Origin of the sequence: Brenneria sp. L3-3C-1, assembly GCF_016456245.1 — a bacterium.
In the GTDB taxonomy this organism is placed as follows: Bacteria; Pseudomonadota; Gammaproteobacteria; order Enterobacterales; family Enterobacteriaceae; genus Brenneria.
Map to the genome: position 1 here is coordinate 213,947 of NZ_JAEMHF010000005.1, position 15,556 is coordinate 229,502.

Annotated in this window: 15 protein-coding genes; 14 read left to right on the plus strand and 1 reads right to left on the minus strand. The window is 58.7% G+C overall.

Annotated elements, in window-relative coordinates; genetic code table 11:
* Positions 1-74: 74 nt before the first annotated feature.
* Positions 75-3,608, minus strand: coding sequence for a pyruvate:ferredoxin (flavodoxin) oxidoreductase (gene nifJ, locus JG725_RS12670; protein ID WP_199378282.1), 3,534 nt, complete (start codon positions 3,606-3,608; stop codon positions 75-77).
* A gap of 269 nt (positions 3,609-3,877) precedes the next feature.
* Between nifJ and JG725_RS12675 the strand changes: the two genes are divergently transcribed.
* The 14 genes from JG725_RS12675 (at position 3,878) to JG725_RS12740 (ending at position 15,554) form a co-directional block, all read left to right on the plus strand.
* On the plus strand, positions 3,878-4,198 hold the full coding sequence (locus JG725_RS12675; protein WP_172290053.1) for a hypothetical protein: 321 nt from the start codon (positions 3,878-3,880) through the stop codon (positions 4,196-4,198).
* A 104-nt stretch (positions 4,199-4,302) separates the two neighbouring features.
* Positions 4,303-4,947: a metallophosphoesterase gene (locus JG725_RS12680; protein WP_172290052.1), complete on the plus strand. Its 645-nt coding sequence runs from the start codon at positions 4,303-4,305 to the stop codon at positions 4,945-4,947.
* A 622-nt stretch (positions 4,948-5,569) separates the two neighbouring features.
* Entirely contained in the window at positions 5,570-5,764 is a 195-nt protein-coding gene (locus tag JG725_RS12685) for a Flp family type IVb pilin (protein ID WP_172290051.1), read from the plus strand.
* A 7-nt stretch (positions 5,765-5,771) separates the two neighbouring features.
* Complete coding sequence (locus tag JG725_RS12690) at positions 5,772-6,275, plus strand: prepilin peptidase (protein WP_199378284.1); 504 nt, start codon at positions 5,772-5,774, stop codon at positions 6,273-6,275.
* Between the two features lie 48 nt (positions 6,276-6,323).
* Complete coding sequence (gene cpaB / locus JG725_RS12695) at positions 6,324-7,250, plus strand: Flp pilus assembly protein CpaB (protein ID WP_199378286.1); 927 nt, start codon at positions 6,324-6,326, stop codon at positions 7,248-7,250.
* Positions 7,240-8,604, plus strand: coding sequence for a type II and III secretion system protein family protein (locus JG725_RS12700; RefSeq protein ID WP_199378288.1), 1,365 nt, complete (start codon positions 7,240-7,242; stop codon positions 8,602-8,604). The genes cpaB and JG725_RS12700 overlap by 11 nt, the downstream gene beginning before the upstream one ends.
* 28 nt (positions 8,605-8,632) lie before the next feature.
* Positions 8,633-9,040 carry a CpaD family pilus assembly lipoprotein gene (locus JG725_RS12705; RefSeq protein ID WP_199378289.1) on the plus strand — a complete coding sequence of 136 codons (408 nt, stop codon included), beginning with the start codon at positions 8,633-8,635 and terminating at the stop codon, positions 9,038-9,040.
* 14 nt (positions 9,041-9,054) lie between these two features.
* A complete protein-coding gene (locus tag JG725_RS12710) occupies positions 9,055-10,263 on the plus strand; it encodes an AAA family ATPase (protein ID WP_199378291.1) in 1,209 nt (402 codons plus the stop codon).
* On the plus strand, positions 10,227-11,708 hold the full coding sequence (locus tag JG725_RS12715; protein ID WP_370541737.1) for a CpaF family protein: 1,482 nt from the start codon (positions 10,227-10,229) through the stop codon (positions 11,706-11,708). The genes JG725_RS12710 and JG725_RS12715 overlap by 37 nt, the downstream gene beginning before the upstream one ends.
* Positions 11,705-12,688: a type II secretion system F family protein gene (locus JG725_RS12720; RefSeq protein ID WP_199378293.1), complete on the plus strand. Its 984-nt coding sequence runs from the start codon at positions 11,705-11,707 to the stop codon at positions 12,686-12,688. The genes JG725_RS12715 and JG725_RS12720 overlap by 4 nt, the downstream gene beginning before the upstream one ends.
* The gene (locus JG725_RS12725; RefSeq protein WP_199378295.1) at positions 12,689-13,627 is read left to right on the plus strand and encodes a type II secretion system F family protein; all 939 of its coding nucleotides are present in this window, start codon (positions 12,689-12,691) and stop codon (positions 13,625-13,627) included.
* A gap of 28 nt (positions 13,628-13,655) precedes the next feature.
* Positions 13,656-14,420, plus strand: a complete 765-nt coding sequence (locus JG725_RS12730; RefSeq protein ID WP_199378297.1) for a lipopolysaccharide assembly protein LapB — start codon at positions 13,656-13,658, stop codon at positions 14,418-14,420.
* Positions 14,421-14,424: 4 nt separating this feature from the next.
* A complete protein-coding gene (locus JG725_RS12735; protein ID WP_199378299.1) occupies positions 14,425-14,910 on the plus strand; it encodes a TadE/TadG family type IV pilus assembly protein in 486 nt (161 codons plus the stop codon).
* Positions 14,907-15,554 (plus strand): TadE/TadG family type IV pilus assembly protein, encoded by a 648-nt coding sequence (locus tag JG725_RS12740; RefSeq protein WP_199378302.1) that lies wholly within the window; start codon positions 14,907-14,909, stop codon positions 15,552-15,554. The genes JG725_RS12735 and JG725_RS12740 overlap by 4 nt, the downstream gene beginning before the upstream one ends.
* Positions 15,555-15,556 lie beyond the last annotated feature (2 nt).

Consider the following 15,556-nt stretch of genomic DNA (forward strand, 5'->3'; position numbering starts at 1 on the left):
ATTCGATGCGTTACTCTGATTCCCCACCTGGCTTCCCCCTTGACGGAGGACGGGCCGAGGCGGGGCTGGACCACTTACTCCTGCGGGTTTTTCTCTGTTTTTCCGGCCATCATGGTCAGGAAATCATAGCGGCGGCGCAGATCCAATTCGGCCTCTTGGTAAAGCAGCGCGGTTTCTTCCGGCATCTGGGTATTCAGACGGCGGAAACGCTGCTCTTTCAGCAGGGTGTCGCTCAGGCTGCTGGAAGGCGGACGGGAATCGGTCACCAGCGCCGCTTTTCCTTCCTCGGCGCGGCGCGGATCGAAGCGATAGAGCGGCCAGAATCCGGTGGCGGTCAACTGGCGCATCTGGTCATGGCTGAATGCCAGATCGTAGCCGTGTTCCTCACAGGGACTGTAAGCAATAATCAGCGACGGCCCCGGCCAGGCTTCCGCTTCCTGAATCGCTTTCACCGTCTGGTTAAGCTGCGCGCCCAGTGAAATCTGCGCCACGTACACGTGGCCGTACATCATTACGTTGATGCCGAGATCTTTGCGCGCCTTGCGTTTGCCTTTTTCGCCGAACTTGGTCACCGCACCCAGCGGGGTGGCTTTGGACTGCTGGCCGCCGGTGTTGGAGTAACACTGGGTGTCCAGCACCAGCACGTTGACGTTTTCGCTCAGGCTCATCACGTGATCCAGACCGCCGTAGCCGATGTCATATGCCCAGCCGTCGCCGCCGATCAGCCAAATGGATTTGTCCACCAGATGATCGGCGGCGGCGGTCAGCGCCATGGCGGCGTCGCCGCCGAGATCGGCCAGCAGCATCCGCAGTTGCGCAATTTGCTGACGACGCAGTTCCGGTGCGATCGCTTCTTCCTGTAGCGCGGCGACTAAATCGGCCGGCAGTTGCGGCGCCAACTCGTGCAGTAAACGCACGGCGCGCTGGCGATGCTGATCGACGCTCAGGCGGAAGCCCAGACCGAATTCGGCGTTATCTTCGAACAGCGAGTTGGCCCAGGCCGGCCCGCGCCCGTTGGCGTCGGTGGTCCACGGCGTGGTGGGCAGGTTGCCGCCGTAGATGGACGAACAGCCGGTGGCGTTGGCCACCAGCAGGCGATCGCCATACAACTGGGTCAGCAGTTTGATGTAAGGGGTTTCGCCGCAGCCGGAGCAGGCGCCGGAATATTCAAACAGCGGCGAAATCAACTGAGAAGTACGGATATCGATACGTTCCAGCTTGGATTTGTCGATTTCCGGCAGTTGCAGGAAGAAGTCAAAGCTCTCTTTTTCGACGTTCAGGTTATCCAGACGCGATGCCATGTTGATGGCTTTAATCTCTGGATTTTGGCGATCTTTCGCCGGACAAACTTCCACGCACAGATTACAGCCGGTGCAGTCCTCCGGCGCGACCTGCAAAACATATTTCTGACCGCGCATATCGCGGGCTTTCACGTCCAGCGATTGCAGCGACGACGGCGCGTGTTCCATCGCCTCGGCCGGCACTACTTTGGCGCGAATGGCGGCGTGCGGGCAGGCGGCGACGCAGTGGTTGCACTGGGTACATAGTTGGGGCTGCCACAGCGGAATTTCTTCCGCGATATTGCGTTTTTCCCATTGGGTGGTGCCGGTCGGCCAGGTGCCGTCCGGCGGCAGCGCCGAGACCGGCAGGGTATCGCCCAAACCGGCCAGCATTGTCGCCGTCACGGTTTTCACGAAGTCCGGCGCGGCGTCGGAAACCACCGGCGGGCGCAGCGGGCTTTGCGGGTTGACCGCTTCCAGCGGCACGGCCGATAAGGCGGCCAGGGTGGCGTCGAGCGCCAGCCAGTTGCGTTCAACCAGCTCCTGACCTTTACTGCCGTAGCTTTTTGCGATCGCCGCCCGCAGTTTTTCGACGGCAAGCTCACCCGGCAGGATCTGCGACAGATGGAAGAACGCCATCTGCATCACGGTATTGATACGGGCGCCCAACTGGCATTCACGGGCGATCTTGGCGGCATTGATGCAGTACACCTGGGCCTTGCGCTGATTAAGGCCGGCCTGAACGTCCTGCGGCAGACGATGCCACAAATCATCGCTGGCGTACGGGGCGTTAATCAGGAACACGCCGCCGGGCTTCAGCCGTTCCACCATGCTGTACTTATCGATGAACTGCCACTGGTGACAGGCGACGAAATCCGCCCGATCGATCAGGTAGGCGGAATTGATGGGGTGCGGGCCGACGCGCATATGGGAAACCGTCAGACTGCCCGCTTTCTTGGAGTCATAGACAAAATAGCCCTGTACAAACATCGGCGTGGTTTCGCCGACGATCTTGATCGCGTTTTTGGTGGCGGATACGGTTCCATCGCTGCCCAGCCCATAGAACAAGGCTTCCAGCGAGGCGCCGGTAGGCAGATGCTGTGTCGGCAACGGCAGTGAAAGATGCGTGACGTCATCATAAATCCCCACGGTGAAGCGCGGTCGTGGGTTGGCAAGCGCTAACTCATTGAATATAGCCTGCACGCATTGCGGGGTAAATTCTTTGGATGACAAGCCATAACGACCGCCAATCACCCGCGGCATTTGCGAGCGCTCACCGATTGAGAAGGCTTCCGCCAGCGAGGTCATCACATCCAGGTACAGTGGTTCGGCCAGCGCGCCCGGTTCTTTGGTGCGATCCAGCACGGCAATGCTTTTCGCCGTCGGCGGAATGGCTGCCAGCAGATGTTGCGCGGAGAACGGACGATACAGGCGCACTTTCACCACGCCGACCTTCTCGCCGTGCGTCAGCAGCGTATCGATGACCTCTTCACAGGTGCCGACGCCTGAACCCATCAGAACAATCACGCGGGTGGCTTCCGGATGACCGTAATAGTCAAACGGCCGGTACTGACGTCCCGTGGCGGCGGCGAAATCGTCCATTGCCTGTTCAACATGCCGATAAGCGGCGTCATACCACGGGTTGGTCGCTTCCCGCGCCTGGAAAAAGGTGTCCGGGTTGGAGGCAGTTCCACGGATCACCGGATGTTCGGGAGTAAGCGCTCGCTCACGATGCGCATCGATGGCTTTCTGCGGCAATAGCTGGCGCAGCGCTTCATCGCTCAGCGGTTCGATCTTGTTGATTTCATGCGAGGTGCGGAAACCGTCGAAGAAATGGATAAACGGCAGTCGACTGTTGAGACTGGCAATCTGTGCGATCAGCGCGAAGTCCTGCGCTTCCTGCACGTTGCTGGCGCACAGCATGGCGCAGCCGGTCTGGCGTACCGCCATCACGTCTGAGTGATCGCAGAAAATGGATAAAGCGTGGGTCGCTACCGTACGGGCTGCCACATGCAGGACAAACGGCGTCAATTCGCCCGCCAGCTTATACAGCGTCGGGATCATCAGCAGTAAACCCTGCGATGAGGTAAATGTCGTCGCCAGCGTCCCGGTTTGCAGTGCGCCATGCACGGTGGCGATGGCGCCGCCTTCCGACTGCATTTCAACCACGCGGGGCGTGTCTCCCCATATATTCGTTCCGCCGTCGCTCGACCAGGCGGCGGCCTGCTCGGCCATGGTGGAACTGGGCGTAATCGGGTAGATGGCGATAACTTCATTTGTTCGCCAGGCCACAGAAGCGACCGCATTGTTACCGTCGGTGGTGATCATGACTTAACCTTTTGCTCACAAAGCCCTTCATCTTTCAGATTGCGCGTGCGTCGGCTTGCGGCATCATGAAATTGATCGGGCATAAACAGAAATACGATTCTTATCCGGGGGGATTATCGCATTTCGGGTAAGAAGATGATGAATCGATACGCGTGGAGTTGTATCAATATGTGTTTTGGTCTATTTGACACTATTATATACCTAGCGGATTGTGGTGTCTTTGCCTGCCCATAATCCTACTGTGAGAGGCGCTGATTTGAAGGAGCCGAATGGTGGCGACGAATGAATTAAAAGACCGGTTGGTTTCGGTATTGGCCGCGTTGCAGGCACAAGGCATGACCCCGGAACAGGCTGTCGACCATATCCTTCAGTCTTTCGGGGGCAATGTCGGCGAGATCTCGGCTATTTCCGTCATTACGCCGCAGCTGATCGCCGACGTATTGATCACGGTATATCAGGATGCCATTTCCGCCCGGCAAATCGCCACCATCCTGCACCGCCTGGGTTATGACCGACAGGCGGTGGCAAATACCTTGCGCGAGTATTTTCCTGAGCTTTCCCGCGCGCGCGGTGGAGATACGGGAGCGTGATGATAACGCGCCGCCTGACGGAAACGTGATTCGCCGGCGTGTTGAATCCTCCTCGATCTCAGCGCGCAAGGGGCGCATATCCGCGAGCCGAAGGTGGGGTAGTCATGTATCGCAGCATCAGTGGGGATGATTATCAAAAAGTATTCGTCGTCGGTGATATCCACGGCTGCCATCGGTTATTGCTGGATGCCCTGTCGGCCCGAAAATTCAACCGTCAAACCGACCTGCTGATCTCGGTTGGCGATCTGATCGATCGCGGGCCGGACAGTATGGCCTGTCTGGCGTTGCTGGATGAACCCTGGTTTACCGCCGTGTGCGGCAATCATGAGCGAATGGCGCGGGCCGCGCTGAGCGAGGATAACCACTGGCTTTGGGAACGCAACGGCGGAACATGGTATGCCGCGCTTAATCCGGCGGATAAATCTCTCGCCGCGCAACGGATAGCCCGAACCTCCAGCCTGCCGCTGGTCATTGACGTACATATCGGCAGCCGCCGCTATGTGATTGCCCATGCCGACTACCCGGCGAACGACTACGCGTTCGGCAAGGCGGTTGATGAGGATGCGCTTATCTGGGGGCGTACCCGCATTACCCGGGCGCTGGCGGGCGCGGGAAGTCCGATCGTCGGCGCTTATCTGTTTATCTTCGGCCATACGCCGCTGCACAAACCCCTGATCTTTTTTAATCAGCTCTACATCGACACCGGAGCCGTATTCGGCGGCCTGCTGACGTTAATCGAGTTACGCTAACGACAACGCTGTCGCATCCTGCCGCTGTTTCAAAAGTCCGTGTCGCATATCGGCCGGCGTCGGCGTTTCCCACTCGGAAAAAACCAACCATAAGATCTCTATTATTTAGAGTATATGCGATTAATAACTTTTCTTATGAATAGAGGTAATCATATTTTTAATGATGTTTTAAAAAATTATTAGATTATGAATCGTGTTTTATTGATGGAGTTATTAATTAGTCTCCTATTAATATTGTTTTATTGGGTCGGCTGTATTATTAATAACATGAATGTGTAACGTTTATTTGTTATTCGTTATAAGGGAATTCGACTTATTATTTTTATTTCTGTGATCTGGTTAAAACTTGATAAGCATTCTGATTAAAATGCTTGCGTTAATTATTTAATTGGATAGGATTGTTCCGCCATATTTAGATGCGTTAAATGTCATCTTTTTATCGGTTTCAATTATCGGTTCTACTATTTTGATAAGCGCCAGACTGTGACGAGCAGCCATGCGCAGCGCTTCTTTGCGCGTCTTTCAGACGGTGGTGCGTATCAATTTATATTAACCTTACTGATTGTTATTTTATTGTAGTGAAATATTTAATTTATCAACATTAACGCTTAGGAGAGAAGTGATGCGTAATTTTTTAAAGAAACTACAAAAAGACGAACGTGGCGTTTCCGCACTGGAATACGCCATTCTGGCAGGGGTGATCGTGGTGATTGTCGCCGGCGGAATAACAACTTTCGGCGATAAGGTCGATACGCTTTTTAAGAATGCTAATACATCGATTGAGAAAGCGGTTACCGAAAGCGAAGCGAAAAAATAAATCGTTAATGCTTTTTATTAAGCTAACCATTACCGCGTCGCTACTGGCGTTATTTGGGCTATTAATCCGCGCCGATTTAACCCGGCGCTGTTTGCCCAACCGGTGGGTATTGTATTACGCCCTGTTATTTCCCTTGTATGCCTTTTATCAGGGGCTGAACGGGGCGCAATTCGCGACACATTGTCTGGTTGGCGCGATCGCCTTTGCGCTGCTGCTGCCGCCGTTTATACGCGGCGGCGTCGGCGGCGGCGACGTCAAGTTGGGCGCGGTAGTCATGCTTTGGGCCGGGCCGCTGTACGCGGCCCCGGCTTTGGTCGTCATTGGTCTGGTCGGCGCGTTGATCGGCGTGGCGGGTTGGCTGGCGGATAAACTGGCAAAGCGGCCGCCGGCGGTCGCCGATCCGGTAAACGAACCGTCACTGGCTTATGCCCTGTCGGCCCGGCGCGGAGTGCCCTACGGCGTGGCGCTGGTCGCGGGCGGAATAACGGTGCTGATCCTCGGCCAGGGTTAATGATCGCTTTTTCAGTCATCTGCTAATCCATTTGGGAGTGGTCTGTCGATGTCTTCGGTATTGAAACTGGCCTTGATTCTGCTGGCGGCGGCCCTGCTGGCGGCGCTGGCCCGCATGATGTTCGTCACTAGCGAGCAGAGCGACGCGCCGCCGGAACAACGTGTGCAAGTGCGTATCACCGCGGCTGCGTTGCCGGAAGGGTTGCTGCTGCGCGAGGGGGATCTGGGTTGGCAAGCCTACCCGGAAAACAAGGTGCCGGAAGGGGCGCTGACGGCGGACGGCCGCGCGGCCAATCTTAACGGGGCGCTGCTGCGCAAACAGATGGCGGCGGGGACGCTGATTCTGGAGAGCGATGTCATCCGCCCGGACGCCCCGGGTTTTCTGGCGGCGGTGTTGAAACCGGGCATGCGCGCCGTCTCGGTGCCGGTGGATGAGGTTTCCGGCAACGCCGGGCTGATTCAGCCGGGCGATTTCGTCGACATTATCCTCACCCAGCGCCTACGTCAGGACGAGAACAACCCCCGTCATGATGCGCGGGCGGTGGTGAGTGAAACAGTGGTCGAGCGGGTGCGTATTATCGCCGTCGGCTCCAGCATACAGCGCAAAACCGAAGATAACGGCAAGCCGATCCGCGCCGGCACCGTGACCATTGAAGTGGCGCCCCGGGCGGCGGAGGCGGTGACCGTGGCGGCGCAGTTGGGCAGCCTGTCCATGGCGCTGCGCAGCTTCGCGGTGGACGAGCGGGATGGGGGCGAGGGCGACGCTCAGCAGCAGGCGACGGCCTCGGTGGTGGCATGGGATAAGACGCTCGGGAAGGAGAACCGGCCAATATGGGGCGGCGATGTCTCCCGGGCATTGGGGAACGGCGCATCGGCGTCATCGGAAGGAAATGCGCGCCCGCTAGCGCCGCGTCAGGTGGTGATTATGCGGGGCAGTCAACGTCAGGAACAGGAGTTTAGCTCTCATGCTCGCTAGGATTTCATTGAGCACTTTTATGCTTACGCTGGCTATGGCCGGTTTGCTGTTGACGACGGCGGTTAAGGCGCAACAGACGCTGGCGCTGTCTGTCGGGGCGGGGAAATTAATCAACGTCGCCGCTGAAATGACGACGGTATTCGTCGCCGACCCGGAGATCGCCGATGTGCAGTCGCCGGCTCAGGGCGCGGTGCTGGTGCTGGGGAAACGGGTGGGCACCACCTCGCTGTACGCGCTGGATGAAGCGGGCAAACCGCTGCTGCAACGCACGGTGGTGGTGCGGCATAATTTGGGCGAACTGCAAAGTTCGTTGCGCCAGCGTTTCCCGAAACTGCGGCTGGCGCTGACCTCGACGCCGGGTTCGATCATGGTTACCGGTTCGGTGCCGGATGCCGAAGCCGCCGAGGCGGTTGTCCAGACCATTCGTCCCTATCTGGCGGAAAAGGAGCAGTTGCTCAACCAGTTGACTATCGCCAGCCCGGTGCAGGTGCATCTGCGGGTGCGCGTCACCGAGGTGTCGCGCCAGGTCGTTCAACAACTGGGGGTGAACTGGGAGGCGGTTTCCACCCCGGGAAACTTTCTGCTTGGGCTGGCTGGAATGCGGGACTTTGCGACGACCGACGCCGCTACGGGGGTGAGGAACTATACCCGGGCATCGGGCGCCTATGGCGGTATCGGCGGGTTCCGTACCGGCAATACGTCGATTGAAACCATGATTGACGCGCTGGATAAGGAAGGCTTAATCAGCATTCTGGCCGAGCCTAACCTGACCGCGGTGTCCGGTCAGACCGCCAGTTTTCTGGCCGGCGGGGAGTTCCCGGTTCCTATCCGTCAGGAATCCGAATCGATGAGCGTGGAGTTCAAACCATTCGGCGTGGCGCTCGATTTTACCCCCACGGTATTGGGCGACGACCGCATCAGCCTCAAAGTGCGTCCAGAAATCAGCGATATCGATCCCAACAACAGCATCGTGATGGAAGGGTTGACGATCCCCGGGGTGTCCGTGCGCCGCGTGGAAACCACCATCGAACTGGCGAGCGGCCAAAGTTTCGCCATTGGCGGTCTGTTGCAGAACAACGTCAGCGATGTGCTTTCTAAAATCCCGGGGCTGGGTTCGGTGCCGGTGTTGGGCAAACTGTTTTCTTCTACGGATTATCAAAACAACAAAAGCGAACTGGTGGTGATCGTCACGCCGTATCTGGTGCGGCCCGCGGCCGCCGCGCAACTGGCTACGCCGCTGGACAGCATGCGGGCCAATTCCGATATCGAATTTATCGTGAACAAAAAGATCGGTTATGACCCCTTGCAAAATGAAGTTCCCCGCCTGACGGGATCGGCTGGTTTTGTGTATTAGTGATTCGTTGACATAAAGGAGTATGAGGATGGCTGTTGATACAAGACTGCGCCTGTCCGCGTTACTGCTCATCGCCGGCGGCATCGGGCTGATGGCGGGGTGCGCTTCATGGCAGCGGGATAAGGCCGGTATGCCGGATGTTTCATCAATCAAATTGCAGCAGTACGGCAAACGGTGGGTGGCGATGCCGCCGGATTGCTACCCGTTGCTCCAACCCGACTATCACTGGAGTCATAACGGTCGCCGACAAGTGGCGTTCGGCTGTGCGACCTACACCAATCTGGCGGTGAGTCTGGCGCGGCCGCAGGACTTATCCCGGCCCCGGGTGTATAGCGGTATGCAAGCGGATGCGGCGGCCTTATCGGTGACGCGCTATCGCCAGAATACGGTCGAGCCGTTGCGGCAGACGCACTCTACTTCAAAATCAGGTGATTAGGCGGATAAGGATCTATGAGCGTACTGGGTGAGAAAGAGCGGGGTGAGCAGCGCGCGGTAAATTTCGCGGCATTTGTTCATGATTCCGACAGCAAAGAGGAACTGACGCGTTTCCTGAAAGCCGGCACCCTGACCGATAGCCGGGTTGAGCGCGGCGATATCGATGATGCGATCGCCTGGCTGAAAAAAACCGGCCGCTCGCCGCAGCGCCTGATGGTGGATATTTCCGGTTCCAGCGGGCCGCTGGATGAGCTGGAACGGCTGGCCAACGCCTGCGAGCCGTCGGTGCGGGTCTATGTGGTGGGGGATCGCAATGACGTCGGTCTGTATCGCAATCTGCTGCAACGCGGGGTGCAAGACTATTTGGTGAAGCCGTTGGGAACCGAATTATTGCGTCGCGCGCTGGAAGCGGACGAGAGCAACAGGGTACGTCAGCGGCGGCTTGGCAAAGTTATCGCCGTTATCGGCACGCGCGGCGGGGTCGGCACCACCAGCGTGGCGACGCATCTGGCCCGGGGGCTTGCCGACGGCGGCGCGCATCGGCGCGTGGTCTATATCGATCTCGATTTTTATGGCGGCGCCGGTATGGGGATGTTGGGGCTGGCGGGCGGGAACGCGCTGATTGAAATCATGGGCAATGTGAACCGTCTGGATCCGCAGTATCTGGAACGGACGCTGTCTACGGTGGACAATCGGCTGTATGCCCTGGGCGGCGAACTGGATTTTATGGACGCCTATACGCCGGCGGAAGGCGCGCTGGGCGCGTTGCTGACCACGCTCAGCCAACATTTCCACTATGTGGTGCTGGATGTGCCGCAGCGCGGCGGCGAACTGGCTTCCGAGGTGTTTTCCCATGCCAGTCTGGCCTGCGTGGTGGCGGATCGATCGGTTTACTCCGCCCGAACGCTGGTCAGGCTGGCGCGCCATATCGAAGCGCATCCCAACCCGGCTACCGTGTACAGCATCGTCAACCAGCCACAGCCGCTGAACCGTAATAAAGTCAATATCGACGATTTCGTTAAGGCGGTGGATCTGGCGATCGCGGTTCACATCGGCTACGACGCCCAGTCGCTGTCGCTGGCGGAAAATCTGGCTGAGGCGCTGCCGGAGCGCAGTGAGTTTGCCCGCGGCGTTAAACAGCTTACCGGCGTATTGACCGGTGAAGCACAGGCCAGGCAGCAGGCGTCATGGTGGCAGAAGATACTCAGCAAGGGGTCAGCATGAGCTTCGGCCGCAAATTGACCGCCGCGCCTGAAACGGCGCCGGCGCCGCGTGTGGCGACCCCGCCCCTGGAAAATAATCGCGGCCGGGAACACAAAGAGGCCGCCGTGCTGGCGCCGGTGTCGGACGCCGCCGCTTCCGCACGCGATCCGCTGGCGACGTATCGTCTGCCCGAGAGCGAGGCGACGGTAGTGCGCTCCGAATATTATGTGCGGATCCGGCAGACCGTGTTTTCCACCATTGATGTCTCCAGCGCGCTCAATCGTACCCGTGAGGAGGTAAAGCGCGATGTTGAAGCCATTATCGCCGAAACGGTGGTGATGGATAACATGCCGGTGACGCAAACCGAGCAACGGTTGATGGGACAGGAGATCCTCAACGACATGTTCGGCGTCGGGCCGATTGAGCCGTTGTTACAGGATGAAACGGTGTCCGACATTATGGTCAACGGCCCGGATCAGATTTATGTGGAGCGTTTCGGCAAGCTGGAGCTGACGCCGCTTAAGTTCCGCGATAATGCGCATGTCATCAGCGTCGCCCAGCGTATCGCATCATCGGTGGGGCGGCGGGTGGATGAAAGCAGCCCGATGGTGGACGCCCGTCTGCCCGACGGTAGCCGCGTCAACGTGATTTTACCGCCGCTGGCGATAGACGGCGCCTCGATCTCGATCCGTAAGTTTTCACGTCGGGATCTGACGCTACAGCGGCTGGTGGCGAGAGGCTGCCTGTCGCCGGCGATGGCGCGGGTGCTGGAGATTGCGGCGGCCAGTCGGCTCAACATTATTATTTCCGGCGGCACCGGTTCAGGCAAAACCACGCTGCTCAATGCGCTGTCGCGGTTTATCTCTGTTTCCGAGCGGGTGATTACCGTTGAGGATGCGGCTGAATTACAGCTACAGCAGCCCCATGTCTTAAGACTGGAGACGCGCCCGGCGAATCTGGAGGGGATCGGCCGGGTGGCGCAGGGCGATCTGGTTCGCAATGCGCTGCGTATGCGGCCGGATCGCATCATTCTGGGGGAGACGCGCGGCGTGGAAGCGCTGGATGTGCTCCAGGCGATGAATACCGGCCATGATGGTTCGATGACCACGCTGCACGCCAACAATCCGCGTGATGCGCTGATCCGTCTGGAAAGCATGGTGCTGATGGCGAACGGCAATCTGCCGCTGTATTCCATTCGCCGGCAGATTTCCAGCGCGGTGCATCTGATTGTTCAGGTTGAACGCATGCGTGACGGCGCCCGGCGCGTCACCAGCATTACCGAACTGGCGGGAATGGAAGGGGATGTGATTGTCACCCAAGAGCTGTTTCACTTCAGTTACGATGCCAGCGCCTTTGACGATGACGTCAAGGGAACCTTCGACAGCAGTGGCATGCGCCCGGTTTTCGCCGAGCGGGCGCGCTATTACGGCATGGAAAACGCGTTGCTGGAGGCGGTGCGGCCATGAGTCAGGCAGATGTGGTGATGATGGCGGCTTTCGCCGCCAGCGTATTGGCCGGTCTGGCCGTTATCGTCGTGAGCAACGCGCTGCGCCAGCGGGCCGGCGCGCGCATCCGGCAGCGTTTGAAAACGATCTCCGGCGTATCCGCCAACGTTTCGCGGCAAAAAATCCTGCTGGAACTGGCGCGGGCGCAGGCCGCCGCGCGCCGCCGCCGTCGGCGTCAGGCTATGGGAACATTGGGATACTATCTTAACCGCCTGGATACCGTCGGCGGCAGGCAGGGAAAGCGGACGCTGGCAATAGCCGCGGCGGCGGTGCTCCTGCTGGCCGCCACTCTGCTGTCCTATGGTTTTATCCCGGTTAGCTGGTGGAGCCTCCCGCTGGCGTTGCTGGTTGCTCCGCTGGCGGCGGTCGTCTTTATTTACCAGAAACAGGTTGCGCGTTTTCAACTGCGGTTTCTCGATCAACTGCCGGAGGCGATGGATATGATCACCCGCGCCAGTCAGGCCGGGATCCCGGTCACCCAATCCATTCGCAATGTCGGCGACCACGTAGCCGCGCCGCTCGGGCCGGAATTTCTGAAAATGGGCGACGGGCTGCTGTTGGGCAACGATATTCAGGAGGTGGTGGACGAAGCGGTATTGCGTATCGAATTACCTGACTTTGCCTTTTTTGCCGTTTGCCTCGCCTTGCAACGCGACACCGGCGGTTCGCTGGTGGAAGCGCTGGATAATCTTTCCGCCATTATCCGGGCGCGGCGCGATCTGCGGCTGAAAACCAAAGCGATGACCGCCGAAGGGCGCTTGTCCGGCACGATCCTCGCGCTGCTGCCGTTTTTTATCGGCGGCGCGCTGTATGCGCTTAACCCCGATTACATCAGCATTCTGTTTGAGACGCCCAACGGGCGAAATCTGTTATGGACGGCGGGCATCATGCTGGCGCTGGGCGTGATGTCGATTCGCAAGATTGCCAAAATGGAGGTTTGAGTGGATCTGTTTAATCTCATCTATCTGCTGTGCGCGGTCGCCGGGGTGGCGCTGTATCTGTATGCCCGCATCGGGCGCCGCGCCAGGCTGGCCGAACGGCTGCGCGCCGAAGTATTACGCAAGCGTAACCAGCAACAGGGGCCGGTTCAGTCCTGGCGGTATCATGCTTTGCCTCAGCGAATGATGCGGATGTTGCAGCATATCGGCCGCTTTGCGCCGCTGTTCAGCGCGGCTCAGCGCACGGAAATCGCCGGCAAACTGGTTTCCGCCGGATTCCGCGGCCCTCAGGCATTGATTGTCGTCGCGGCGCTATCGTTGTTGTCGATGCTTTCGCTGGCCGCGCTGGTGGCGATCTTCGTCTGGCCGTATCTGGAGGGCAACCGGCTATATGGTATGGCGCTCGGCCTGGTGGCGCTCTATCTGGGGACGCTATTTCCGCGCCTGTTGCTCGACCGGCTGGTGGCGCGGCGTCAGCGTCTGATCCAGCAAAGTTTACCGGATGCGCTCGATCTGTTGGTGATCTGCACCAACGCCGGGCTGGGCCTGAACAGCGCCATCCAGCGGGTTGCCGAGGAGATTGAAATCGTCTGCCCCGCGCTGGCGTATGAGCTGCGTTTAACCTCCGGGGAAATGCAGCTCAGCAGCGATACCGAAACCGTACTCAAGCGGCTGGCCGCGCGCACCGGGCTGGATTCCATCAACTCGCTGGTGAATACGCTGCTGCAATCCCGTCAGTATGGCACGGCGATTACCCAGGCGTTGCGTATTCTGGCCCGCTCCGAACGCACCGCCCGCATGATGCGGCTGGAAGAAGCGGCCGCCAAGCTGGCGGTGAAAATCACGCTGCCCATGATGCTGTTTATTCTGCCCACGGTATTAATTGTGGCGGCAGGGCCGTCGGTGCTGGGGTTGATGGCTTTTTTCGCCGAACAGCCGTAATAAAAATATAACCGGAAGGATGATGGCGATGGATTATAAATATCGGATAGGCGTGGTGCTGTGTGTACTGATTTCGCTGGCGGGCTGCGTGGTTCCCCCGCATGCGGATAAAACGGCCCAGCGGCACGCGACCATGGGGGAGAGCGACCTGCGTATCGCGGCCAGCGCGCTACACAGCGGGGATCTTAATGTCGCGCTGCCAATCTATAGCCGTTTAATCGAGCGACAGCCCGATAATGCCTCGGCCTGGCTGGGGATGGCGGACATTCATTTCTTATCGGGCGAACTGGGCGCCGCCAGTAAAGCGTACGCGACCGCGCAGCGGCTGGAGCCGGAAAATATCGACGCCCAGTTGGGGCAAGCCCGGGTTTTGGTGCGACAGCGCAACCTGACGGCGGCCATTGCCCGTTTCCAGTCTATTCTCAGCCATTTTCCCAACCATCCGTTGGCTTTGTCCGGGCTGGGCGTCAGTTACGATCTGGCCGACGATCCCGATCGGGCGCAGAGCACCTATCGGCGCGGGTTGAGCCTGCATCCCGATGATAGCGCGTTACGCACCAATCTGGGGTTATCGCTGGCGCTGAACGGGAAACCCCGCGAAGCGATCAATGTCTTGCTGGGCGACAGCGGCGTGTCCGGCAAACTGCCGCAGGAGCGGGACAATCTGGCGTTGGCTTATGGAATGCTGGGGCGGGATGACGCCGCCGAAGAGATTCTGATGAGCAACCAGTCACGCAGCGCGGTAGAGGACAATCTGGCGTTCTATCACTACCTGCGTCAGAACATGAGGTGATGCGATGAAAGCGTTAACCCTGTTCCGTCTGTTGCGCCGTAATCCGCGCGGCGTTAGCGCGCTGGAGTTCGCGCTGGTGGCGCCGTTGTTGTTTGCGGTGGTGTTTATTGCCGTTGAAGTGGCTTTCATCATGCTGGCCGATGCGCATCTGGATATTGCCGCCAATCGGGTGGCGCGGATGGGGCGCATCGGTATTGAGGGGGATTGTCGACAGGCGGTGCGCGGCGTAATGAAAAACACGCTATCGACCTGGGTCAGCAGCGAAAAGGCGATATATGTTGATGCCAGGATCTACACCCCTGGGGAAGATAATCAGTTCAGCGATCTGAACGACGAAAACTATCAGCCGGTATGTGACGCCGGCAAGCGGGGCGATATGGTGATCTATCGGCTGGGCTTTGATCGCCCCGGCCTGACGGGATTTCTCTTCTGGCTGGGCTATAACAAAATGCGTTTTGAACGCGTGATCCTGATTCAGAACGAACCATGAGACAGCGAGCGATGAATATCTGTGGTTATCTGCGGCAACGTGTGGCGCAGGCAGCGTTGTGGCGTGTCGGGCGAAACTGCCGTGGGGTGGTGGCGATCGAAGCGGCGCTGATTATTCCCCTGGCGGTGTTTCTGATCATTGGGGCGTGGGAGCTATACCACTATTTTCGAACGGCGGCGGTGGTGGATCGCGCGGCATTTATGGTGGCCAACAGCTTGTCGATGCAGCGTGAACTGAAAGACGGCAATGGGTGTCGTTTGGCGGATGATATTTGTACCTATCAGACCATTGCGCCGGATTTGATGACCCCGCTCGATTATCAACGCAATGGCGGTTTAGTGATTAGTTTCTATACCGCGGAAGAGGCCAACGGCGAGGCTGTCTGGCAAACGATACCGGAAAGGCCGTCGAAAATTTTTAAGGGCAGCGGCAACAGCCGCGTTCCGGTTTCGCAGTTGGCCCCGCCGGCGGGCTTCCCGCAGGCCGAGGTCGGCGATGCGGCCATTGTGGTGGAAGTCTTTTATCACTACACCCCGTTTGCGATTGGCTCGACATTTTGGCGGGCGCTCGGCGCTGAACGGCAAATCGTCAGCCGGGTATTTTATCGCCCGCGCTTTATCCCGTTACGTATTGAGTCTGAATAGTA

Bases quoted from the DNA above. Each gene is read 5' to 3' on its own strand.
- JG725_RS12675 (WP_172290053.1), top strand. From the start codon at position 3,878: ATGGTGGCGACGAATGAATTAAAAGACCGGTTGGTTTCGGTATTGGCC.
- JG725_RS12735 (WP_199378299.1), top strand. From the start codon at position 14,425: ATGAAAGCGTTAACCCTGTTCCGTCTGTTGCGCCGTAATCCGCGCGGC.
- JG725_RS12715 (WP_370541737.1), top strand. From the start codon at position 10,227: ATGGTGGCAGAAGATACTCAGCAAGGGGTCAGCATGAGCTTCGGCCGC.
- cpaB (WP_199378286.1), top strand. From the start codon at position 6,324: ATGTCTTCGGTATTGAAACTGGCCTTGATTCTGCTGGCGGCGGCCCTG.
- JG725_RS12680 (WP_172290052.1), top strand. From the start codon at position 4,303: ATGTATCGCAGCATCAGTGGGGATGATTATCAAAAAGTATTCGTCGTC.
- JG725_RS12705 (WP_199378289.1), top strand. From the start codon at position 8,633: ATGGCTGTTGATACAAGACTGCGCCTGTCCGCGTTACTGCTCATCGCC.
- JG725_RS12710 (WP_199378291.1), top strand. From the start codon at position 9,055: ATGAGCGTACTGGGTGAGAAAGAGCGGGGTGAGCAGCGCGCGGTAAAT.
- JG725_RS12685 (WP_172290051.1), top strand. From the start codon at position 5,570: ATGCGTAATTTTTTAAAGAAACTACAAAAAGACGAACGTGGCGTTTCC.
- nifJ (WP_199378282.1), bottom strand. From the start codon at position 3,608: ATGATCACCACCGACGGTAACAATGCGGTCGCTTCTGTGGCCTGGCGA.
- JG725_RS12690 (WP_199378284.1), top strand. From the start codon at position 5,772: ATGCTTTTTATTAAGCTAACCATTACCGCGTCGCTACTGGCGTTATTT.
- JG725_RS12720 (WP_199378293.1), top strand. From the start codon at position 11,705: ATGAGTCAGGCAGATGTGGTGATGATGGCGGCTTTCGCCGCCAGCGTA.
- JG725_RS12730 (WP_199378297.1), top strand. From the start codon at position 13,656: ATGGATTATAAATATCGGATAGGCGTGGTGCTGTGTGTACTGATTTCG.
- JG725_RS12740 (WP_199378302.1), top strand. From the start codon at position 14,907: ATGAGACAGCGAGCGATGAATATCTGTGGTTATCTGCGGCAACGTGTG.
- JG725_RS12700 (WP_199378288.1), top strand. From the start codon at position 7,240: ATGCTCGCTAGGATTTCATTGAGCACTTTTATGCTTACGCTGGCTATG.